The organism is Janthinobacterium violaceinigrum, from assembly GCF_009208555.1.
Lineage (GTDB): Bacteria > Pseudomonadota > Gammaproteobacteria > Burkholderiales > Burkholderiaceae_D > Janthinobacterium > Janthinobacterium violaceinigrum.
Genome location: NZ_WFLI01000002.1, coordinates 261,172 through 282,409, shown reverse-complemented (window position 1 = coordinate 282,409; position 21,238 = coordinate 261,172). Strand labels below are relative to the sequence as shown.

The following is a 21,238-nucleotide window of genomic DNA, read 5'->3' as shown; positions in this document are numbered from 1 at the left end:
CTGGAAAGATGTTTGAATTTTAGCATCCCCATATGACAAGGCGGCTACCCCCCGGCCCCTTTTTCAGCGCAGGCCGCGGCGGAACTGGTCCGGCGTGCCGCCGCTCTGGCGGCGGAACATGGCGATGAAGGCGGAGGCCGTGCTGTAGCCCAGTTCCAGCGCAATCGCCTGCACGGTGTCTCCCCGTTCCAGCAGGGGCAGGGCGGCCAGGAAACGCTGGCGCTGGCGCCATTCGCCAAACGGCATGCCCAGCTCGCGCTGGCAGCGCCGGGCCAGGGTGCGTTCCGTTACGTGCAATTGCGCGGCCCACTCGGCCAGTGAGCGGTTACTGCCGGGGTCCGCCTGCAGGGCGGCCAGCAGCGCCGCGATGACGGGTTCGTCGCTGCCGGGCAGGTAGTTGCGGCTGCAGGGCGCCAGCTGCAGCTGGTCGACCAGCACCTGCGCCAGGCGCCGGTCGGCTTCGGTGGCGGGCGTGGTGACGCCCCGTCCGGCAAAGTCGCCGAGTATGGCTTTGAGCAGGGGACTCAGGACCAGCGCGCAGGGCCGGGCCGGCAACTGCGCGCACAGGCTGGCGTCGATGTAGGCCGAGTGAAAGGTCACGTCCTGGCGGATATAGCCGTCATGCAAGGTCTCGGGCGGTATCCACACGGCGTACTGGGGCGGCGACAGGTAGCGCTGGCCCGCCACCATGATTTCCATCACGCCCGTGGAGCAATACGTGAGCTGGCCCCACGGATGGCTCTGGTAATCGAACTGCTGGTGCGCGTGATAGTCGTCGAGGCGAAAGTACACGGGATAGGGCAGGGTGTCGGAAACGGCGGGGAAATGCTGGTTGCTGGCCATATTGTCCTGTTCTTTGCATCGTTTGTCCGATATGCATTATATCCATGGAATCGGACCGTGCGAAAATGGCGCTCACTGAATAATGGAGTACCGCATGCACACCAGGCATTATCTGTTTCCCGTGATCGCCGTCCTGATCTGGGCCATCAATACCATCGTCAGCAAGATGGCCGTGGGCGTGATCGATCCGGCCGCCATCTCGTTCTACCGCTGGCTGCTGGCCGGCGTGCTGCTGGCCCTGGTATTTGCCCGTCCCGTGTGGAAACAGCGGGACGTGGTGAAACCGTATCTGGGAAAATTGTTTGTGCTGGGCATGTTGGGCATGGTCATGTACCAGTGTCTCGCGTACATCGCCGCGCAGACGACGACGGCCACCAACATGGGCATCCTGGCATCGTTGATGCCGCTGCTGGCCGTGGGCCTGTCCGTGCTGCTGCTGGGTGAGGCGCCTACCGTGGGCGGCGTGTTTGGCGGTCTGGTGTCGCTGCTGGGACTCGGCTACTTGCTCAGCCATGGCAACCCGGCCGCGCTGATCGCCCATGGCGCGGCCGTGGGCGATGGCCTGATGCTGCTGGCCTGCCTGTCGTATGCGGGCTACGGCGTGCTGCTCAAGCGCTGGAAGATTCCCCTGAATAACTGGCACTCGCTGCTGATCCAGGTGTGGTGCGCCGTGCCCGTGCTGTTCGTGTATTACCTGAGCCAGTCCGCGCCGCCCGTCACGGGCGCCGGCTTGCCGCTGGTGCTGTTTGCGGGCATCCCCGCCTCCGTCATCGCGCCGTTCTTGTGGATGCATGGGCTGGCCAAGCTGGGACCCAGCCGCGCCACGACTCTGATGAACTTGCTGCCCGTGTTTACCGTCCTCATCGCCATGCTGTTCCTCGGTGAAACCTTGCACAGCTATGATGTGATCGGCGGCGGCGTGACCCTGCTGGGCGTGGTGATGGTGCAATATCTGAAGCGCCCCCTGCGCCGTGCCACGGCCTAGTTTTTTTGCTATGCTGATGCTTTGAACAAGGAGGCAGCATGCACGGCATCGATACCCTTGATACCCTATTAAGCGAACTCGAAGCATTCGGTAGCAGCAACGATGCGGCGCACACGGAGCGTGCCAGCCGCATGCTCAACATCACGCGCGATACGGGCGAATTGCTGGCCGTGCTCGTGCACGCGCACGGCGCGCGCCGGCTGCTGGAAATCGGCACCTCGAACGGCTACTCGACCCTGTGGCTGGCGCGCGCGGCGCGCTCGCTCGGCGGCAGCGTGGTGACGGTGGAAAAGGCGCAGGACAAGTTCGACATGGCGCATGCCAATTTTGCGCGCGCGCAATTGCAAGGCGTGATCGGGCAGCTGCTGGCGGACGCGGGCGACGTGCTGCGCGACGCGGCCGATGGCGCCTACGATTTCATCTTTCTCGATTCCGCGCGCCAGCAATACGCGCAGTGGTGGCCGCAGCTGGACCGCGTGCTGGCCGCCGGTGGCGTGCTGGTGGTTGACAACGCCAGCTCGCACTACGCGGACATGGCGGACTTCCTCGACGCCATCCGCGCCGACAGCCGCTACACGACGTGCCTGGCGACGGTGGGCAAGGGCGAATTCATCGCCGTCAAATCCGGCAACTGATTATTCGGCAACGATAGTTGCTTCCAGCACGCGCACCAGCGATTCGACGCCTTGCGCGTCGACATCGTCGAAACGGCCCGTCAAGGGGCTGTCGAGGTCGAACACGCCGATGATCTGGCCGTGCGCAAACACGGGCACCACCAGTTCCGAGCGGGAATTGACGTCGCAGGCGATGTGGCCAGGAAACGCGTGCACATCCTGCACGACGATGGACTTGCCTTCGACCACGGTGGTGCCGCACACGCCGCGGCCCTTCTTGATGCGGATGCAGGCGGGCTTGCCCTGGAACGGTCCCAGCACCAGTTCCTCACCCTTGAGGAAATAAAAGCCGGCCCAGTTGAGGCCAGGCATGGTGTTGAAGACCAGCGAGCTGAAGTTGGCCGTATTGGCGATGAAATCGCTTTCGCCCGCCAGCAAGCCCTGCAGTTGCGAGCGCAGGTCCGTATACATGGCTTGCTTGGCGGCGGGGGTATCGGTGCCGTAGGCGGCGTCGCTGATGGTAAACGTCATGGTCGTGGTGGTGGCTGAAATTGGGGAAGGCGCTATGGTAGCGCGTCTGGCCCGTCCGCGTGCGCCGTCCCCTTGCTTCATTCCTGCAGCATCTCTGCCGCCAGCCGGCGCAGCAGGGGCAGGGCCGCATGGCCGTGCTCTTCCCGCCAGGCCAGGCCGATGCCGGCCGCCAGTTCCTCTCCCTCCACCAGTTGCCGGTATGCCACGCCTGCGAGGCGCAGCGCGCGGAAGGAATCGGCCAGCAGGGCCATGCCCTTGCCGGCCGCCACGTCGCTGAGCAGCACATGGTGGTCGGGCGCCTCGCGCAAGAAAACGGGGGCAAAACCATGGCGGCGAAACACGTGCTGGCAATGGTCGAAAAAGGCGGGCTGGCGCGCCCGTTCGAACCAGTAGACGGATTCCTGGGCAATATCGGACAGGCCCAGCTTGCGCTTTTTCGCCAGGCGGTGCCCGGCCGGCAGGGCCAGCATCATGGGCTGGCGCGCCAGCGGCTGCACGGCCAGCTCGAAGGTGGCGCTGGGCAGGGCCAGCAGGGCCGCGTCCAGCTGGCCCTTGCGCACGGCAGCGACCAGGCGGGGCGAGGGCGCCGCCGTCAATTCCAGGCGCAGCGTGCCCAATTGCTTGCCCAGGGCATCGAGCAGGGGGCGGAACAGGCCCGCTTCCACCGAGCTGGTCAGGCCCAGGCGCAGGCGCGCGGGCGCGCTGTCCTGCTGCAGCGATGCTTGCGCCGTATCCAGCAAAGCGAGGATGTGCAGCGCCTGCGGCAGCAAGGTGCGGCCCGCCTGCGTCAAGGCCACGCCCTGCGTGTCGCGCTCGAACAAGCGCGTGCCCAGCCGGTCTTCCAGCAGCCTGATGGCGCGCGACAGGGGCGGCTGCGTCATGTGCAATTGCTCCGCCGCCTGGCGGAAGTTCAGGCAGCGGGCGACGGCGCAAAACAGGTGCAAGGCATGGGTATCGAGGGCTCTCATACCAGAAAGGTATCACGAAATCGCACATTCCCCCGGCGCCGGGCGCCGTGCAGACTGGCGGCATCGATATCGACACTTGAGGAGAACAGCATGCAACAACGACGCATCGGCAACAGCGGCTTGACCAGTTCGGCACTGGGCCTGGGCTGCATGGGCATGTCGGAATTCTATGGCGCCACCGACGAGGCGCAATCGCTGGCCACCCTGGAAGCGGCGCTGGCGGCGGGCGTGACCCTGTTCGACACGGCCGACGCCTACGGCTTTGGCCACAACGAGCAATTGCTGGGACGCTTTTTGCCAGGCCGGCGGGGGCAAGCGCTGGTGGCCACCAAGTGCGGCCTGGCGCGCGAGGCGGGCAGCTATGCGCGCCGCGTCGACAATACCCCCGCCACCATCCGCCAGGCGTGCGAAGCGTCGCTGGCGCGCCTGGGCGTGGACGCCATCGACCTGTTCTACCTGCACCGGCTGAACCTGGAGACGCCGCTGGAGGAATCAATGGGCGCGCTGGCGCAGCTGCTGCAAGCAGGAAAAATTCGCGCCGTGGGCCTGTGCGAAGTGAGCGCCGCCACCTTGCTGCGCGCGGCGGCGCTCTGCCCCGTGGCCGCCGTGCAGAGCGAATACTCGCTGTGGACGCGCGAGCCGGAGCAGGGCGTGCTGGCCGCCTGCCGCGCCGTGGGCGCCAGTTTCTTTGCCTACAGCCCCCTGGGACGCGGTTTTCTCACCGGCGCCGTCGCCGGCGAGGAGCGCCTGGAAACGGGCGACTTTCGCCGGTTCAATCCCCGCTTCGCGGCCGAAAACCGGGCGCACAACGGGGCCATCGTCGCGCGGGTGCGGGAGATGGCGCGCGACAAGGGCTGCACGCCGGCCCAGCTGGCGCTGGCCTGGCTGCTGGCCCAGGGCGACGACATCATCCCCATTCCCGGCACCAAGCGCATCGACTACCTGCACGACAACCTCGGTGCGCTGGCCGTGCGGCTGGACGGGGCGGAACTGGCGGCGATGAGCGCGGCCTTTCCCTTGGGCATGGCGGCGGGTGCGCGTTACACGCTGGAGGGCATGAAGGGCGTGGATGCGTGAAAAAGATGGCCGAGTGTACGCCAGCGTACCTAACTGATGCTTTTCCTGAGGGAAAATCGACGACGATCTGCTAGCATTCCGGCTGGCCCCATGCGCGCGCGAAGCGGCGCGGGGCCGGGAACGCAGCATGCATGGAAGGGTGGATGTCAAATTGCTAGATGATGATATTTTCGATATCGAATTGAAGTTATTGCTTGAAGGAATCTTGCTGAGATATCAGCACGATTTCCGCGATTACTCGGTGGCGTCGTTGCGCCGGCGCATGCGCCAGGCCATGGAACGCTTCGGCTGCGCCAGCCTGTCGCAGTTGCAGGACCGCATCTTGCACGAGCCGGCCATGTTTGCGCAGATGCTGCAATTTTTCACCGTGCAAGTGAGCGAAATGTTCCGCGATCCCGCGTATTTCCGCGCCTTGCGCGAAAAAGTCGTGCCCATCCTGCATACCTATCCCTCCATCAAGATCTGGGTGGCCGGCTGCAGCAGCGGGGAAGAGGTGTGGTCGCTGGCCATCTTGCTGGAAGAGGAAGGTTTGCTTGAACGCAGCATGATCTATGCGACCGATATCAACGTCGAGGCGCTGGCCGCTGCCGAAGCGGGCATCTATCCGATCGAGCGCATCGCCCAGTTCAGCGAAAATTACCAGCTGGCGGGCGGCAAGCGTTCGCTGTCCGACTATTACACGGCCGCCTACAAGGGCGCCATCTTTGACCGGCGTTTGCGGCGCCAGTTCGTCTTTGCCGACCACAGCCTGGCGACGGACAGCGTGTTTTCGGAGGTACACATGGTTTCCTGCCGTAATGTCATGATTTACTTCAATAAAGACTTGCAGGATCGCACCCTGGGCCTGTTCCACGAAGCGCTGGTGAACCGGGGCTTCCTGGGGCTGGGCATGAAGGAAAGCCTGCATTTCAGCCGCCATGCGGCCAGCTTCAACGAGCTGAGCCAGGCTGAACGCATCTTCCAGCGGGCCTAGGCCGATGCCGCACAGCGCACAGGCAGGCTTGCCCAGCTCGGAGGTGGCGCCGCCGCCTGCGGGCCTGCGCCTGATCGCCATCGGCGCCTCGGCCGGCGGCGTGGAAGCGCTGGGCATCGTGCTGCGCGCCTTGCCCGCCACCTGCCGCGCAGCCGTGGTGGTGGTGCTGCACCTGGCGCCGGGCCGCTCCAGCCAGTTGCCGCAGCTGTATGCGGAGCGCTGCCAGCTGCCCTTGCGCGAAGCGCAGGACAAGGAACCGCTGCAAGGCGGCACCGTCTACTTCGCTCCGCCCGATTACCACCTGCAAGTCGAACCCGATGGCTGCTTTTCCCTGTCGCAGGAAGAGCCCGTGTATTTTTCGCGCCCATCGATCGATGTCTTGCTGGAAACGGCCGCCTACGCCTACCGGCGCGCCATGCTGGCCATCATCCTGACGGGCGCCTCGGCCGACGGCGCGGCGGGCCTGGCGCGCGTGCGGCAGCTGGGCGGCAGCGCCTGGGTGCAGGAGCCAGCGGGGGCCAGTTGTGGCATCATGCCGGCCGCCGCACTCAAGCGGGCCGGCGCCGACCGCGTGCTCGATTTGCCGCAAATGGCCGCCAGCCTGGCCTTGCTCGATGATGGCGGAGACAAGTGAATGGGAGTGGAGCAGTGCGTGTAATATATGCAAAAACTGAAGCAATATTTATATCCATATCGAAACACGATGGCATCTTGCCGTTGCGATGCCTGAAGACTACTCCGTGACCGCACCTATCCATATCCTCGTCGTTGACGACATCGCGCAAAACCTGGTCGCCGCCGAAGCCGTGCTGGCACGGCCCGGCATAGTCATCCTCAAGGCAAATTCGGGCGCGCAAGCGCTGGAACTGCTGTTGACGCATGAGGTCGCACTCGCCCTGATCGACGTGCAAATGCCGCAGATGGATGGTTTCGAGCTGGCCGAACTGATACGCGGCAGCGAGCGCACACGCAGCATACCGCTGATTTTCCTCACGGCCGCGTCGCGCGAACCGAGCTACAGTTTCCGTGGCTACGAGGCGGGCGCCGTCGATTTCCTGTACAAGCCCATCGACGTGAAAGCCTTGCAAAGCAAGGTGGCGGTGCTGGTCCAGTTGTACCAGCAGAAACGCGAATTGTCGGCGCAGCTCGACGAGCTCAAGCATGCGCTGCACTTGAACGAACTGTTCACGGCCGTGCTGGGCCACGACTTGCGCACGCCCTTGTCGGTGGTGATGAACGGCGCCATGCTGTTGCCGATGATGAGCGACCACCCGAAGGTGGTGGTCACGGCGCAGCGCATCGAAAGCAGCGCCAAGCGCATGGCGCGCATGGTCGACCAGCTGCTGGACCTGGCGCGCATCCGCTCGGGCACGATGGAGTTGCGCAGCAGCACGCACGACTACCTGGCGCTGGCGCGCGCCATCGTCGAGGAATTCGAGACGGCCGGCCAGGCCCCGCTGGTCGAGGTCAGCAGCGTGGGCGAGCTGCACGGGCAGTGCGATGCAGGCTTGCTGTCGCAAGTGATCTCGAATCTCTTATCCAATGCCATCACGCATGGCGAGCCGGGCACTCCGGTGCAGCTGGCCCTCGACGGGCGCGCCGCCGACAGCATCGAGTTGCGCATCGTCAATCGCGGCGTGATTCCCGCCGCCTTGCTGCCCACCCTGTTCGAGCCGTTCCAGCAGGCGGGCGAGAAGCGCAAGACGGGACAGGGCCTGGGACTGGGCCTGTACACGGTGAATATGTTCGTCAAGGCCCATGGCGGCACGGTCGAACTCAGTTCGACGGCCACGCAGAGCACGGTGGCGACGGTGCGCATCCCGCGCCAGTGCCAGGTGTGCGTGCAAGCGGGACTGGCTCCATGAGCGCGCCAGCCTGGCCACGCGGCGGCGGCAGCATGGGCGAACTGGTGCGCCAGCACGACTGGTCCGCCACCAGCCTTGGCCCGCTGGACAGCTGGCCCGCCAATTTGCGCACCAGCGTCGACATCGTGCTCCATTCGCCGATGGCGATGGTGTTGATGTGGGGGCCGCAGCACGTCATGATTTACAACGACGACTACATCCAGATTGCCGGCGTGCGCCATCCGGCGGCACTGGGCGGCACGGTGCCGGCCATCTGGCCTGAAATCTGGGACTGGAACGCGCGCATCCTCGGGGCCGGCTTGCGCGGCGAGACGCAGGTGCACCGCGAGAGCTGCTTGCCGCTGCTGCGTGACGGAGTACCGACGGATGTCTGCTTCGACCTGTTCTATACGCCCGTGCATGGCGCCGACGGCCAGGTGGACGGCGTGCTGTGCACGGCGCTGGAATTGACGGCGCGCATGGAAGAGGGGCGCCAGCTGAAGCTGGCCACGGCGGAGCTGGGCGAACTCAACACCACCTTGCAGACGGAGAGCGAGGCCGTGCGCGCGGCCAACCGCCGCCTGGGCGAGGAACGCGCACTGCTGCGCGCCCTGTTCCAGCAGGCGCCCAGCTTCATGGCCATGCTGCGGGGGCCGCAGCATGTATTTGAGCTGGCGAACGAACACTATCTGCGCCTGGTGGGACGCCCCGAACTTGAATTGCTGGGCAAGACGGTCGAATCGGCCTTGCCCGAAGTCAAGGCGCAGGGCTTCATCGGCTTGCTGGACCAGGTCTACCGCAGCGGCGAACCTTATGAAGGGCGCCAGGTCAAAGTGGATTTGCAGACGGCCGATGGGCAGACGGGCCAGCGCCTGATCGACTTCGTCTACCAGCCCATCAAGGATGACGAGGGCGCGGTCACGGGCATCCTCGTCGAAGGCATCGACGTCACCGAGCGCATGGAAGGCGAGGAGCGCTTGCGCCTGGCCCAGCAGGCGGGCGGCATCGGCACCTTCGAATGGTTCCCCGAGACGGGCGCGATGGTCGTGTCGCCCACCTTCCGCCACCAGTGGGGCATTGCCGACGGCGAGGAAGTGACGGAACGTTTGCTGGTGAGCCTGGTCGATGCGCGCGACCAGCAAAAGGTCGGGCCCAGCAAGCTGGACCTGGCGCAAAATCCCCTGGAATATGTGGAGTACCGCGTGCGCCGCCCCGTCGATGGCGCGCTGCGCTGGATCGCGCGCCAGGGCGAGGTGGTGGCGGGCCGCGTGCCGGGCCAGCGCCGCTACGTGGGCGTGTCGTTCGACGTGACGGAACGGCGCCTGATCGAGGATGAACTGAACGCCAGCCAGGAGCGCATGGCGGCCATTTTCGGCCAGGCATCCGTGGGCTTGTCCGAGCTGGGCCTCGACGGCCGTTTCCAGCGCGTCAACGGTGCCCTGTGCCGCATGCTGGGGCGTTCCGCGGAAGAGCTGCTGAGTCTGAACATGAACGACATCATGCATCCGGCGGACGTGCCCGGCAACAACGTACTGTTCCAGCGTCTGGTGGAAACGGGAGAATCGTTCTCGCTGGAAAAGCGCTACCTGAAGCCCGACGGCTCGCAAGTGTGGGTGTCGAGCAATGTCAGCCGCCTGGTCGATGAGCAGGGACACACGCGTTCATTGATCGCCGTCAAGACGGATATCACGGACCGGCGCCGCGTGGAAAAAGCGCTGCATGAATTGAACGAAACGCTCGAGCACCGTGTCGAACAGGAAGTGAATGAACGCACCAAGGCCGAAGACGCCTTGCGCCAGGCGCAAAAGATGGAAGCCGTGGGCCAGTTGACGGGCGGCATCGCGCACGACTTCAATAATGTGTTGCAAATTATCTCCGGCAATTTGCATTTGCTGCACCACCTGACGGGCACGGATGGCCTCATGCGCCAGCGCCTGGAGACGGCGATTGCGGCCGTCGAGCGGGGCGCCAAGCTGTCGTCGCACCTGCTGGCCTTTGCGCGGCGCCAGCCATTGAAGCCCGTGGTGGCCGACCTGGCCCGCGTGGTGCGCAACATGGATGCGCTGCTGCGGCGCGCCCTGGGCGAAGCGATCGACATCACGCTGGTGGGCGGCGGCGGCCTGTGGAATACCCTGGTCGACCGCAGCCAGATCGAGAACGTCATCCTCAACCTGGCCATCAATGCGCGCGACGCCATGGATGGTGTGGGCAAGCTGACCATCGAGCTGGGCAATGTTGTGCTTGACGAACAGTATGTGCACAACCTGGTCGACGTGCCGGCCGGGCAATATGTGATGCTGTCCGTGACCGATACGGGCCGCGGCATGAGCGGCCCCGTGCTGCAGCGCGCGTTCGAGCCGTTCTTCACCACCAAGCCGGAAGGCGCGGGCACGGGCCTGGGCCTGTCGATGGCGTATGGTTTCGTCACGCAAAGCCGCGGCCATATCCGCATTTACAGTGAACCTGGCGTGGGCACGGGAGTCAAAATCTATTTGCCCCGCTCCCTGATGGCTGAAGCGGACGAGGAACTGGAATTGAGCGGCGTTGTCACGGGCGGCACGGAAACCGTGCTGGTGGTGGAAGACGACGTGGGCGTGCGCACCACCGTGGTCGACATGCTGGGCGCGCTTGGCTACACGGTGCTCAAGGCCGAAGATGGCGAAAGCGCGCTGGCCGTGCTGCACAGCGGCGCGCAGATCGACCTGCTGTTTACGGACGTGATCATGCCCGGCCCCGTCAGCAGCACGGAGATGGCGCGCCAGGCGCGCGAGCTGCAGCCCGATATCGCCGTCTTGTTTACCTCGGGCTATGCGCAAGACATCATCGTGCATGAGGGCAGGCTCGATGCGGGCGTGGAATTGCTCAGCAAGCCGTACCGGCGCGAAGAGCTGGCGCGCAAGCTGCGCCATGTGCTGGCCAACCGCCAGCAGCAATTGCGCGCGCGCCAGTTCGAGCGCTCCGGCGCGCCGCTGGCCGGCATGCAGGCGGCGGGCAGCCCGGCAGCCAGCGTGCTGGGGGGCGGCACGCCAGGGCTGGATTTGACGGGCCATGCCTTGGTACCGCAGGGGGACATGCCGACATCGATGAAAATTCTCGTGGTGGAAGACAATCTCGATTCCCAGCTGATGGTGTGCGAGCTGGTGGGCATGCTGGGCCATACGGTCAGCGGCGTGTCCGATGGCGAGGCGGCGTGGAAGTTGCTTAACGAGCAAGACTTCGATATCCTGTTTACCGATGTCAGCCTGCCCGGCATGTCCGGCATCGCGTTGGCACGCATGGTGCTGCGCGACAAGCCGGATATGCGCATCATCTTTTCCACGGGCTATGGCAAGGAATCGATGGATGAACTGGGCTTTTCCGCCAGCGTCTTGCGCAAGCCCTATGATTTGATGGAGTTGCAAGCAGCACTCGACCAACCCTGACGGGCACGCGCCAGCATGGCCAGCCCGTCTCACCCCGCAGAGGCGAACTGATGACTCCTGAACTGACCATGCTTGGCTGCACCCTCGTGCTGGCCCTGGTGCAAATCCTGCTGCCCGCGCTGTTCCGCACGCGCGAAACGGGTACGGCCTATAACGTGAGCGCGCGCGACGGCGACGGTCCGCCCGTGGGCAAGATCACGGGCCGCTTGCAGCGGGCCCAGGCGAACCTGTTTGAAACCCTGCCCCTGTTTGCTGTCGCCGTGCTGATCGCCCACGTCACGGCGCAGGAAAGTGCGCTGACCCTGTACGGCGCCGCCCTGTACCTGGCCGCGCGCGTGCTGTACCTGCCCCTGTACGCGTTTGGCGTGCCCGTCGTGCGCACGCTCGTGTGGTGCGTGTCGATTGCGGGCTTGCTGATGCTGTTCTGGGCCATCCTGTTCGCTTCCTGAAATCCTACGCTGGCTGGGGTCGCCGTCCTATGGCGGTGCGCCGGGCACGGCCGTAAAGTGGGGACAAGCTGGCGGCTGGCGCCGGCATGTCAGGGACCGGACCACGATGGCGACGAACACTTCTGCAGTGCAAGACCCGGGCAGCGCCCGCCGGCGCAAGATCCAGCGCCTGCTGCGCTCGGTATTTGGCGTGACGCGCTTGCGCGCGGGCCAGCAGGAAGTCATCGACAGCGTGCTGGCGGGGCGCGACACCCTGGCCATCATGCCCACCGGCAGCGGCAAGTCGCTGTGCTACCAGCTTCCCGCCGCCCTGTTGCCGGGCGCGACCCTGGTGGTGTCGCCGCTGATCTCGCTGATGCAGGACCAGCTGGAAAAGCTGCAGCAGCTGGGCATCACGGCCGTGCAGCTCAACAGCAGCCTGACGCGCGCCGAAGAAGACGAGGCCATCGCCCGCATCGCCGAGGGCGGCAAGCTCATCATCTTTTGCACGCCGGAACGCCTGGCCAGTCCCGCATTCCTGTCACTGCTGGGGGCCGCGCCGCCCAGCCTGGTCGTCATCGATGAAGCCCATTGCATTTCCCAGTGGGGCCACGATTTCCGTCCCGCCTTCCTGGAAATCGCCGCCGCCCTGCGCGCGCTGGGCCGTCCGCCCGTGCTGGCGCTGACGGCCACGGCTACCGAAGAGGTGATTGCCGATATCGACACGCAGCTGGAAGCGCGCAAGTTGCATATCATTAATACCGGCATCTACCGGGCCAATTTGCGCTACCGCGTGATCCAGGTGACCAACGCGGGCGAACAACAGGACGCCGTCCTGCGCCTGCTGCGCGAGACGGCCGGCGTGGGTATCGTGTATGCGGCCACCGTCAAGGCTGTCGAGGCATTGACGGCGCGCCTGCAAGCGCTGGGCGAAAGCGTCAGCTGCTATCACGGCAAGCTGGCAGCGCGCGAGCGCAAGCACAACCAGGACCTGTTCATGGGCGGCGAGCGCCGCATCATGGTCGCCACCAACGCCTTCGGCATGGGCATCGACAAGCCCGATACGCGCTTCGTGATCCATTTGCAAGTGCCCGCCAACCTGGAAGCGTACTACCAGGAATCGGGCCGGGCGGGCCGCGACGGCTTGCCCGCCGACTGCACCTTGCTGTACTTCCAGGAAGACAAGCGGGTACAGCAGTTTTTTCTCGCCAAGCATTACCCCACGGACGGGGAACTGGCGGCCATCGTTGCGGCAGCGCAGGAATTGCCCGCCACCTTCACTATCGATGCGCTGGCGTCCAGCCTGCCCGAGTATTCCTCCAGCCACCTGAAGGTTTGCCTGAAACTGTTGAAGGACGGCAAGTTGCTGCGCCAGGACCGCAAGCTGGGCTACAGCCTGAAAGCCCCGTTGGCCGCTTCGCCCACGTATGCGCAGCTGGCGCACATCTATGTCGGCAAGCAGGAGCGCGACAGGCAGGCGCTCGAACAGATGGTGGCGTATGCGCAAAGCGGCTTTTGCCGCTGGAAATTGCTGCTCGAGTACTTTGGCGATGCGGACGATTTTGAGCGTTGCTGCACCTGCGACAATTGCCAGTCGCCGCCTGCGCTGGCCGCGCCCATTTCCCTGGACGAGATACCGCAAGCGCCGGCCGTGGCGCCTGCGCCCGCCGGGCTGCCTACGCCCCAGCTGACAGTGGGCAGCCGCGTGCGCGTGCCCCGCTACCAGACGGGCACCGTGCTGTCGGTGGCGGGCGACCAGGTCACCATTGCGTTTCCGGAAAACACCACGCGCACCTTCATGGCCGAGTTTGTCGCACCGGCGTGACCCCATTGTGCGCTGTCGAACAAATGATCGCGCGTAAGAGCGCTAGAATCATTGCATTCCAACGCGGTTTCGCGCTTGTGCCAACGCAAGGAGCTGGGCATGGCAGACATGGTAGTGGTGCGCAAGGAGGGCTTGTACTGTGTGCCGGGTCAGTTCTACATCGACCCGTGGCGCCCCGTCGAGCGCGCCATCATCACGCATGCGCATGCCGACCATGCGCGCATCGGCCACCGGCATTACCTGTGCGCCGCTGACGGCGTGCCGGTGCTGCGCGCGCGCCTGGGCGCCGTGACCATCCAGGGCCTCGCATATGGCGACACCATCGCGCACCACGGCGTGCACGTCTCGCTGCATCCGACCGGCCACGTGCTCGGTTCCGCCCAGGTGCGCATGCAGCACGGCGGCCAGGTCTGGGTGGCGTCCGGCGACTACAAGCTGCAGCCCGATCCTACCTGCGCGCCGTTCGAGATCGTGCGCTGCGATACGTTCATCACGGAATCCACATTCGGCCTGCCCATCTACCGTTGGCAGGCGCCGCAGGAAATCTACGACGAGATCAACCGCTGGTGGCGCAGCAACGCGGCCGAAGGGCGCACCAGCGTGCTGTTCTGCTATGCCTTCGGCAAGGCGCAACGCATCCTGGCGGGACTCGACGCGTCCATCGGTCCCATTGTCTGCCATGGCGCGGCGCAGGCATTGACGCAGGTCTACCGCGAGTGCGGCGTGGCCTTGCCCGCCACCGTCATGGTGGGCGAGGTCACGGACAAGGCCGCCCTGAAGACGGCGCTGGTGATCGCGCCGCCGTCGGCCGCCGGCTCGCCGTGGATGAAGCGTTTCGGCGACTACAGCGATGCGTTTGCCAGCGGCTGGATGCTGCTGCGCGGCGCGCGCCGGCGGCGCGGCGTGGACCGCGGTTTCGTGCTGTCCGACCATGCCGACTGGCCGGGCCTGATGCAAGCCATCGCGGCCACGCAGGCCGAACGCATCATCGTCACGCACGGCTCGATTCCCGTGATGGTGCGCTGGCTGCAGCAAAACGGCTGGCAGGCAGGCGGCTTCGAGACGGAATATGGCGACGACGAGGCGGAAGACGGCGCCGATGCGGGCCAGGCCGCACCGCAGGAGGCAGCGCCCCATGCGTGAATTTGCCCAGTTGTACGGGGAACTCGACGAAACCACCTCCACCAGCCGCAAGCTGGCGGCGCTGCAAGCGTATTTCCAGCGGGCCGCGCCCGAGAACGCGGCCTGGGCCGTGTATTTCCTGGCCGGCGGCAAGCCGCGCCAGGCCGTGCCCACCAGATTGCTGCGCGAATATGCCACCGAACGGGCGGGCCTCGATGCCTGGCTGTTCGACGAGGCGTATCACGCCGTGGGCGACCTGGCCGAAACCATCGCCCTGATTCTGCCCGCACCCTCCCAGCGCAGCGACATCGGCCTGGCCGAATGGGTCGAGCAGCGCATCGCGCCCTTGCGCGGCGCGGCGCCCGACGCCGTCCGCGCCGCGCTGCTGGCCTACTGGGATGAGCTGGAAACGCGCGAACGGTTTTTATTGATCAAGCTGATCGGCGGCGGCTTTCGCGTGGGCGTCTCGAAATTGCTGGTGACGCGCGCGCTGGCGTCCATCGCCGCCGTCGACGGCAAGCTCATCGCCCAGCGCCTGATGGGCTGGACCGATGGCAAGGTCAGCCCCACGGGCGCGGGCTTTCTCAAGCTGATCGGCGCGCCGTCGGACGACGAACATGCGCTGCGCGGCGGCCAGCCGTATCCGTTTTTCCTCGCGCACCCCTTGCAGGCGGGACCGGAGACATTGGGCGACGTCGGCGGCTGGCTGGCCGAGTGGAAATACGACGGCATGCGGGCCCAGCTGCTGCGCCGCGACGGCGTGAACTGGCTGTGGTCGCGCGGCGAAGAATTGATCACGCAGCGCTTTCCCGAACTGGCGCAGCTGGCCTTGCCCGAGGGCACCGTGCTCGATGGGGAAATCCTCGTCTGGCAGCCGGGCGACGTGCCGGCGCCATTTGCCGATTTGCAGCAGCGCATGGGCCGCAAGACGGTATCGCCCAAGCTGCTGGCCGCATTGCCGGCCGTGCTGGTGGCCTATGACGTGCTGGAAATGGATGGCGTGGATGTCCGCCAGTTGCCCCAGCTGGAACGGCGCGCGCTGCTGGAAACCGTGGTGGCCGGCGTGAACGCGCCCGCGCTGCGTTTGTCGCCGCGCATCATGGCTGCCAGCTGGGATGCTCTGGCGGCCATCCGCAGCGAATCGCGGGCGCGCGGCGTGGAAGGCCTGATGCTCAAGGCCGTCACGGCCGCGTATGGCGTGGGCCGCACGAAGGACGGGGGCACCTGGTGGAAATGGAAGATCGACCCGTATGCCATCGACGCCGTACTGATCTATGCGCAGGCGGGCCACGGCCGGCGCGCTTCGCTGTACACGGACTACACATTTGCCGTGTGGGATGGCGAAGGGACGGGCGAGCCTGGGGAAGAGCGCAAGCTGGTGCCGTTCGCCAAGGCCTATTCGGGCTTGACGGATGCGGAAATCGCCCAGGTCGACGCGGCCATCCGCAAGACCACCATAGAAAAATTCGGCCCCGTGCGCAGCGTGCGGCCTACGATGGTGTTCGAGATCGGCTTCGAGGGCATTGCCGCGTCCAGCCGCCACAAGGCGGGCATCGCCGTGCGCTTTCCCCGCATCCTGCGCCGGCGCGAAGACAAGGCCATCGCCGACGCGGATACCCTGGCCACCCTGAAGGCCATGCTGGCGACCGCTGCATGAGCAAGCGATGAGCGCGCTGGCGCAGCGCATCGACGCATGGTTTGCCGGACGCGGCTGGAGCGTGTTTCCGTTCCAGCGCAGCGTCTGGCGCGCGGCCGCGCAGGGGCGATCCGGCTTGCTGCACGCCAGCACGGGTTCCGGCAAGACGTATGCGGTCTGGTTCGGCGCCTTGCTGCGCGCGCAACGGCTGCAGCGCAAGGACAGGAAGCAGGGCTTGCGCGTGCTGTGGATCACGCCCATGCGGGCGCTGGCGGCCGACACGGTGCGCGCGCTGCAAGCCTCGGGCGCGGACCTGGCTCCCGGATGGCGCATCGAGTCGCGCACGGGCGACACGAGCGCCGCGCAGCGGGCGCGCCAGGCAAAGGCCTGGCCCGAGGTGCTCGTCACCACGCCGGAAAGCCTGTCGCTGATGCTGAGCCAGGCGGATGCCCGGCAACGCTTCAGCTTGCTGGAAACGGTGATCGTCGACGAGTGGCATGAATTGATGGGCAGCAAGCGCGGCGTGCAGGTGCAACTGGCGCTGGCCCGCTTGCGCCGCTGGCAGGAACACCTGATGACGTGGGGCCTGTCGGCCACCCTGGGCAACCTGGTCCAGGCGCAGGACGTACTGCTGGGCGCGGAAAACGATGGCGTGCTGGTCGAAGGCAAGGTCAAAAAACGCATCCTGGTCGACAGTTTGATCCCCGCCAACCCCACGCGCTTTCCATGGGGCGGGCACCTGGGCATCCAGATGCTGCAGCCGCTGATCGCCGAGATCGAGGGCAGCGCCACCACCCTGGTGTTTACGAATACGCGTTCGCAGGCCGAGCTGTGGTACCAGCACCTGCTCGATGCGCGGCCCGACTGGGCGGGCCTGATCGCGCTGCACCACGGTTCGCTGGACCGCGAAGTGCGCGAGTGGGTCGAGCAGCATTTGAAAACGGGCGAACTGAAAGCCGTCGTGTGCACGTCCAGCCTGGACCTGGGCGTCGATTTCCTGCCCGTCGAACGGGTGCTGCAGGTGGGCAGCGCCAAGGGCATTGCGCGCCTGGTGCAGCGGGCAGGGCGCAGCGGCCACGCGCCGGGACGCATTTCGCGCGTCACGCTGGTGCCCACCAACAGCCTGGAATTGCTGGAAGCGGCCGGTGCCCGCGCCGCCCTGGCGCAGGGCCACCTGGAAGCGCGGCCCGTGCCCGACAAGCCGCTCGACGTGCTGGTGCAGCACCTGGTGACGATCGCCCTGGGCGGCGGTTTCGCGTCGCCGGAGCTGTACGGGGAAGTGCGCGGCGCCTGGTCCTACCGCCACCTGACCCTGGACGAGTGGCAATGGGCGCTCGATTTCGTCGCGCGCGGCGGGCAAAGCCTCGCCGTGTACCCGGAATACCGCAGAGTGCTGCCGGACGAGCAGGGCGTGTACCGCGTGCCGGACGCGGCCCTGGCGCGGCGCCACCGCATGAGCATCGGCACCATCGTGTCGGAAGCGGCGATCCAGGTCAAATTCCTCGGCGGCGGACGCATCGGCAGCATCGAGGAATCGTTCATCGCCCGCCTGAAACAAGGCGACCATTTCCTGTTCGGCGGGCGCATCCTGGAATTCGTGCGCGTGCACGAGATGACGGCGTACGTGCGGCGCGCCAGCGGCAGCCGCGGCGCCGTGCCGCGCTGGCAGGGCGGCAAGATGCCGCTGTCGTCGGAACTGGCGCATGCCGTGCTGGACCAGCTGCAGCTGGCGCAGGAGGGCCGGGCCAGCGGGCCCGAGATGCGGGCGCTGGCGCCGCTGCTGGCCATCCAGCAGAAATGGTCGAGCCTGCCCACGCGCTCGGCCCTGTTGCTGGAAACCTTGTCCAGCCGCGAGGGCCGGCATCTGTTCGTGTATCCGTTTGCGGGCCGCTCGGTACACCTGGGCCTGGCGTCGCTGCTCGCGTATCGCATCGCGCGCGTGCAGCCGGCCACCTTGTCGATCGCCGTCAACGATTACGGCTTTGAACTGCTGGGCGCGGACGATATCGCCTTTGCGCCGTTGCTGACGGGGGCCAGCGGCGCCGATGTGCCCCTGTTCAGCACGGACAATCTGCTCGAAGACGTGCTGGCCAGCCTGAATGCGACGGAACTGTCGCAGCGGCGCTTCCGCGAAATCGCCCGCATCGCCGGCCTCGTGTTCCAGGGATATCCGGGCCAGCCGAAAAGCGCGCGCCAGCTGCAAGCGTCGTCCTCGCTGTTTTTTGAAGTGTTCCGCAAGCACGATGCAGCCAATCTGCTGCTCACGCAGGCGCAGCGCGAAGTGCTGGAACAGGAACTGGAACTGACGCGCTTGCGCGCCACCTTGCGCGAGCTGCATGGCCGCCAGCTGGCGCTGCAGCCCCTGGCCCGCGCTTCGCCGTTTGCCTTCGGCCTCATGGTCGAGCGCTTCCGCGAACAGCTGACGACGGAAAAGCTGTCGGACCGGGTGGCGCGCCTGGTGAGCGCGCTGGAAAAGGCGGCCGCATGAACGGGCTGCGGCAAGCGCATTACGTGGTGGAACTGGCCGGCGAGACGCTATGGCTGCTGGCGCACAAGGCCGTGTACTGGCCGGCGCGCAAGATGCTGATTGTCGCGGACATCCATTTCGGCAAGGCGGCCGCGTTTCGCGCGCTGGGCGTACCCGTGCCGCGCGGCACCACCACGCAAAACCTGCTGGCGCTCGATGCCCTGCTGGCCAGTTACGCCTGCGAGGAAATCGTTTTTCTCGGCGACTTTCTGCACGCGCGTGCCGCGCATGCGGCTGCCACCGTGGCGGCCATGCTGGCCTGGCGCGCGCGCCATCCGCAGCTGCGCTTGACGGTGGTGCGCGGTAACCACGACGCGCATGCGGGCGACCCGGCCGCCGCGCTGGGCATCGCCATGGTGGAGGAACCGCACAGCGTGGGCCCGCTTTCGTTCTGCCATCACCCGGACACCGTCGCGCCCGGCTATGTGCTGGCGGGCCACGTGCATCCCGTGTTTCTTCTGCGCGCAACGGGGGGCGGCCTGCGCCTGCCGTGTTTCCTGCTGGGCAGGCAGCGCGCCATCCTGCCCTCGTTCGGCGCCTTTACGGGAGGGCATGCGGTGCGGCCAGCCGTTGGCGAGCGCGTGTACGTGACGGCGGACGCGGCGATTTTCCCCATTCCCGCTAACTGCTGAGTGTCTGGTACTGTTGGTGGAAAACTGAAAGTAACTATGCCACCGCGGGCGGGACTCATCCTACATGCGCTCTTGCCATCCTCCTATTTCTTGTGCCCCATGCGCGCACTAAGATGACGGTTCCCTTGCCATGCGAGGGGAAAGAATTGCATGGTTTGCACTGTTTTCTGATTCCATCGATCAAGGAGATCATCATGGCCACATCGAGCGACAATAAACAGCAAGGTAGTAAAACGAGCAGCGGCAGTAGCAGCGGCGGGAGCAAGCAAAGCGATACCAGCAAACGTGGCTTTGCTTCCATGGACCCCGCCCAGCAGCGCGAAATCGCCAGCGAAGGGGGACGCGCCGCCCATGAAAAGGGCACGGCCCATGAATTCACGTCGGAAGAAGCGCGCCGCGCAGGCAGCCAAAGCCACAAGAACGATGCTAACCGGCAAAGTGCCGCCAGCTCCGGCAGCTCCGGCGGCTCGCGTGACAATGCCAGCATGAACCAGGATGCCAACCGCGACAGTGGCAACAAGCAAAGCGGCGGTGCAGGTTCGGGCTCGGGATCGTCCGGCTCGCGCAACAAGTAAGCGCCCGTCGGCGGAAGCGGTCGCAGGCAGGCCTGGCCAGCGGGAATCGTGTATTTCCGCTGGCCACTTGCGGCGCTGTCGGCCGCGATAAAAATTTTGATGCATTGCAGCAGGCATGGACTATGATGAAATAGCTGCGCCGCCGCCGCGGCGCCGACGCCGCCAGGCCACGGCCCACGGCCCACGGCCCACGGCCACTACGCAATGACCTTGCAATGACCTCGCAATGACCTTGTAATCACCTTGCAATCACCTCGCAGTCAACTCGCACTCACGATCAGGGAGAAGATGATGGGAAACTCGAATACGCCGCAGCCCGGCAATAGCCAGGGCGGCACGCCGTCCTCGGCAGGCAGCAAGCAAAGCACGGCGGAGTCGGCCGAGAGCTTTGTGCTGGTCGATAGCGAGCAGGGGCTCGATATCGGCGACGACCTGTTTTCCATCGGCGAAGTGCGGCGTGCCGACCGCCTGCCGCACCACCAGTCCGGCTCCGCCGGGCAAAGCCGGCAGAGCGCTGATGACGCCCCTGATACCACGGGCAGCACGGGCGTCTGAGCTGTCGGCCTGCGCTTAGTCCCCGGACCATCCCCGCTGGGCCAGCTGCAAGACGTGTTCGCGCACGTCGGCTGGCCATTCCTGCACGCAGGCAAGAAACGCGGGTTGCTTGCCGGCGAACAGGGCGCGGCTGGCTTCCTCGAAGCCCGGCGCATCGCCGGCCAGCGCATTCATGACTTTATACGCCGCTTCGCGTGCCTGGCGCTGTTCGTCGTGCGCCTTGTTGCCCCGCTGCGCGTGCTCCACCAATTTGCGCAGGGCCACGGAGGCGCCGCCCGGCTGGGTCGCCAGCCATTCCCAGTGCCGGGGCAGCAAGGTGATTTCGCGCGCCACCACGCCCAGCTTCGGGCGGCCCGCCGTGCGCGGGGGTACGTCAGCCTGCACGGGCGCCGCTGCACGCGGCAGGCGCTGCAGCACGTCGGCCAGGCTGCCGTGCAGGTTCAGGTCGACCTGGCTGCCGCTGGCGTCGTCGAAAATCAGGATTTGCTCATCGGGATCGCGCGTCACCAGTTCTTTCAAGGTTTGTGCCACCGCGTGCAAGGGGCCGGCGGCCACCTTGCGTTTGCCCGCGAAAGCGGTGAGCTGGGCTGGTGCCTGGGGTTGCGTGTGCATGTTTGCCTCCATGGAGAATGCAGGCAATTTTACCCGGGTCAAATTAAAAGTCAATAACACCCGGGTAAA

At 66.0% G+C, this 21,238-nt stretch carries 19 protein-coding genes; 15 read left to right on the top strand and 4 right to left on the bottom strand.

The window, feature by feature from the left end:
- Positions 1-63: 63 nt before the first annotated feature.
- Positions 64-843, bottom strand: a complete 780-nt coding sequence (locus GCN75_RS02875) for an AraC family transcriptional regulator (RefSeq protein WP_152281244.1) — start codon at positions 841-843, stop codon at positions 64-66.
- Positions 844-937: 94 nt separating this feature from the next.
- Between GCN75_RS02875 and GCN75_RS02870 the strand changes: the two genes are divergently transcribed.
- Entirely contained in the window at positions 938-1,828 is an 891-nt protein-coding gene (locus GCN75_RS02870) for a DMT family transporter (protein WP_152281243.1), read from the top strand.
- A gap of 38 nt (positions 1,829-1,866) precedes the next feature.
- Positions 1,867-2,463: an O-methyltransferase gene (locus tag GCN75_RS02865; RefSeq protein WP_193317356.1), complete on the top strand. Its 597-nt coding sequence runs from the start codon at positions 1,867-1,869 to the stop codon at positions 2,461-2,463.
- On the opposite strand, the gene GCN75_RS02860 is transcribed toward GCN75_RS02865, so the two are convergent.
- Positions 2,464-2,973 carry a GAF domain-containing protein gene (locus GCN75_RS02860; protein ID WP_152281242.1) on the bottom strand — a complete coding sequence of 170 codons (510 nt, stop codon included), beginning with the start codon at positions 2,971-2,973 and terminating at the stop codon, positions 2,464-2,466.
- 77 nt (positions 2,974-3,050) lie between these two features.
- Entirely contained in the window at positions 3,051-3,941 is an 891-nt protein-coding gene (locus GCN75_RS02855) for a LysR family transcriptional regulator (RefSeq protein ID WP_226941031.1), read from the bottom strand.
- 90 nt (positions 3,942-4,031) lie between these two features.
- Here GCN75_RS02855 and GCN75_RS02850 point away from each other — a divergent pair, with 90 nt between their 5' ends.
- The 13 genes from GCN75_RS02850 (at position 4,032) to GCN75_RS02790 (ending at position 20,557) form a co-directional block, all read left to right on the top strand.
- Positions 4,032-5,018: an aldo/keto reductase gene (locus GCN75_RS02850; RefSeq protein ID WP_152281241.1), complete on the top strand. Its 987-nt coding sequence runs from the start codon at positions 4,032-4,034 to the stop codon at positions 5,016-5,018.
- Between the two features lie 127 nt (positions 5,019-5,145).
- Positions 5,146-5,991: a CheR family methyltransferase gene (locus GCN75_RS02845; protein WP_193317355.1), complete on the top strand. Its 846-nt coding sequence runs from the start codon at positions 5,146-5,148 to the stop codon at positions 5,989-5,991.
- A 4-nt stretch (positions 5,992-5,995) separates the two neighbouring features.
- Entirely contained in the window at positions 5,996-6,625 is a 630-nt protein-coding gene (locus GCN75_RS02840) for a chemotaxis protein CheB (RefSeq protein ID WP_152281240.1), read from the top strand.
- Positions 6,626-6,731: 106 nt separating this feature from the next.
- Positions 6,732-7,856, top strand: a complete 1,125-nt coding sequence (locus GCN75_RS02835; RefSeq protein ID WP_152281239.1) for a hybrid sensor histidine kinase/response regulator — start codon at positions 6,732-6,734, stop codon at positions 7,854-7,856.
- Entirely contained in the window at positions 7,853-11,257 is a 3,405-nt protein-coding gene (locus GCN75_RS02830) for a hybrid sensor histidine kinase/response regulator (RefSeq protein ID WP_152281238.1), read from the top strand. The genes GCN75_RS02835 and GCN75_RS02830 overlap by 4 nt, the downstream gene beginning before the upstream one ends.
- 50 nt (positions 11,258-11,307) lie before the next feature.
- Positions 11,308-11,706 (top strand): MAPEG family protein, encoded by a 399-nt coding sequence (locus GCN75_RS02825; protein ID WP_116745213.1) that lies wholly within the window; start codon positions 11,308-11,310, stop codon positions 11,704-11,706.
- Between the two features lie 106 nt (positions 11,707-11,812).
- Positions 11,813-13,510, top strand: coding sequence for a RecQ family ATP-dependent DNA helicase (locus GCN75_RS02820; protein ID WP_152281237.1), 1,698 nt, complete (start codon positions 11,813-11,815; stop codon positions 13,508-13,510).
- A 99-nt stretch (positions 13,511-13,609) separates the two neighbouring features.
- A complete protein-coding gene (locus GCN75_RS02815; protein WP_152281236.1) occupies positions 13,610-14,653 on the top strand; it encodes a ligase-associated DNA damage response exonuclease in 1,044 nt (347 codons plus the stop codon).
- A complete protein-coding gene (locus GCN75_RS02810; RefSeq protein ID WP_152281235.1) occupies positions 14,646-16,289 on the top strand; it encodes an ATP-dependent DNA ligase in 1,644 nt (547 codons plus the stop codon). The genes GCN75_RS02815 and GCN75_RS02810 overlap by 8 nt, the downstream gene beginning before the upstream one ends.
- 7 nt (positions 16,290-16,296) lie before the next feature.
- Positions 16,297-18,756: a ligase-associated DNA damage response DEXH box helicase gene (locus tag GCN75_RS02805; RefSeq protein WP_152281234.1), complete on the top strand. Its 2,460-nt coding sequence runs from the start codon at positions 16,297-16,299 to the stop codon at positions 18,754-18,756.
- Positions 18,753-19,427 (top strand): ligase-associated DNA damage response endonuclease PdeM, encoded by a 675-nt coding sequence (pdeM, locus tag GCN75_RS02800; protein WP_152281233.1) that lies wholly within the window; start codon positions 18,753-18,755, stop codon positions 19,425-19,427. Before GCN75_RS02805 ends, pdeM begins: the two co-directional genes overlap by 4 nt.
- Positions 19,428-19,621: 194 nt before the next feature.
- On the top strand, positions 19,622-20,002 hold the full coding sequence (locus GCN75_RS02795) for a KGG domain-containing protein (RefSeq protein ID WP_152281232.1): 381 nt from the start codon (positions 19,622-19,624) through the stop codon (positions 20,000-20,002).
- A gap of 291 nt (positions 20,003-20,293) precedes the next feature.
- Positions 20,294-20,557: a hypothetical protein gene (locus tag GCN75_RS02790; protein ID WP_152281231.1), complete on the top strand. Its 264-nt coding sequence runs from the start codon at positions 20,294-20,296 to the stop codon at positions 20,555-20,557.
- A 15-nt stretch (positions 20,558-20,572) separates the two neighbouring features.
- On the opposite strand, the gene GCN75_RS02785 is transcribed toward GCN75_RS02790, so the two are convergent.
- Positions 20,573-21,169, bottom strand: coding sequence for a DUF2239 family protein (locus GCN75_RS02785; RefSeq protein WP_152281230.1), 597 nt, complete (start codon positions 21,167-21,169; stop codon positions 20,573-20,575).
- Positions 21,170-21,238: the final 69 nt, after the last annotated feature.

Excerpts from the sequence above, each read along its gene's own strand:
- GCN75_RS02865 (WP_193317356.1), top strand. The coding sequence starts at position 1,867 with ATGCACGGCATCGATACCCTTGATACCCTATTAAGCGAACTCGAAGCA.
- GCN75_RS02790 (WP_152281231.1), top strand. The coding sequence starts at position 20,294 with ATGGGAAACTCGAATACGCCGCAGCCCGGCAATAGCCAGGGCGGCACG.
- GCN75_RS02820 (WP_152281237.1), top strand. The coding sequence starts at position 11,813 with ATGGCGACGAACACTTCTGCAGTGCAAGACCCGGGCAGCGCCCGCCGG.
- GCN75_RS02805 (WP_152281234.1), top strand. The coding sequence starts at position 16,297 with ATGAGCGCGCTGGCGCAGCGCATCGACGCATGGTTTGCCGGACGCGGC.
- GCN75_RS02810 (WP_152281235.1), top strand. The coding sequence starts at position 14,646 with ATGCGTGAATTTGCCCAGTTGTACGGGGAACTCGACGAAACCACCTCC.
- GCN75_RS02795 (WP_152281232.1), top strand. The coding sequence starts at position 19,622 with ATGGCCACATCGAGCGACAATAAACAGCAAGGTAGTAAAACGAGCAGC.
- GCN75_RS02840 (WP_152281240.1), top strand. The coding sequence starts at position 5,996 with ATGCCGCACAGCGCACAGGCAGGCTTGCCCAGCTCGGAGGTGGCGCCG.
- GCN75_RS02875 (WP_152281244.1), bottom strand. The coding sequence starts at position 843 with ATGGCCAGCAACCAGCATTTCCCCGCCGTTTCCGACACCCTGCCCTAT.
- GCN75_RS02845 (WP_193317355.1), top strand. The coding sequence starts at position 5,146 with ATGCATGGAAGGGTGGATGTCAAATTGCTAGATGATGATATTTTCGAT.
- GCN75_RS02860 (WP_152281242.1), bottom strand. The coding sequence starts at position 2,973 with ATGACGTTTACCATCAGCGACGCCGCCTACGGCACCGATACCCCCGCC.
- GCN75_RS02870 (WP_152281243.1), top strand. The coding sequence starts at position 938 with ATGCACACCAGGCATTATCTGTTTCCCGTGATCGCCGTCCTGATCTGG.
- GCN75_RS02825 (WP_116745213.1), top strand. The coding sequence starts at position 11,308 with ATGACTCCTGAACTGACCATGCTTGGCTGCACCCTCGTGCTGGCCCTG.
- GCN75_RS02830 (WP_152281238.1), top strand. The coding sequence starts at position 7,853 with ATGAGCGCGCCAGCCTGGCCACGCGGCGGCGGCAGCATGGGCGAACTG.
- GCN75_RS02815 (WP_152281236.1), top strand. The coding sequence starts at position 13,610 with ATGGCAGACATGGTAGTGGTGCGCAAGGAGGGCTTGTACTGTGTGCCG.
- GCN75_RS02855 (WP_226941031.1), bottom strand. The coding sequence starts at position 3,941 with ATGAGAGCCCTCGATACCCATGCCTTGCACCTGTTTTGCGCCGTCGCC.
- pdeM (WP_152281233.1), top strand. The coding sequence starts at position 18,753 with ATGAACGGGCTGCGGCAAGCGCATTACGTGGTGGAACTGGCCGGCGAG.
- GCN75_RS02785 (WP_152281230.1), bottom strand. The coding sequence starts at position 21,169 with ATGCACACGCAACCCCAGGCACCAGCCCAGCTCACCGCTTTCGCGGGC.
- GCN75_RS02850 (WP_152281241.1), top strand. The coding sequence starts at position 4,032 with ATGCAACAACGACGCATCGGCAACAGCGGCTTGACCAGTTCGGCACTG.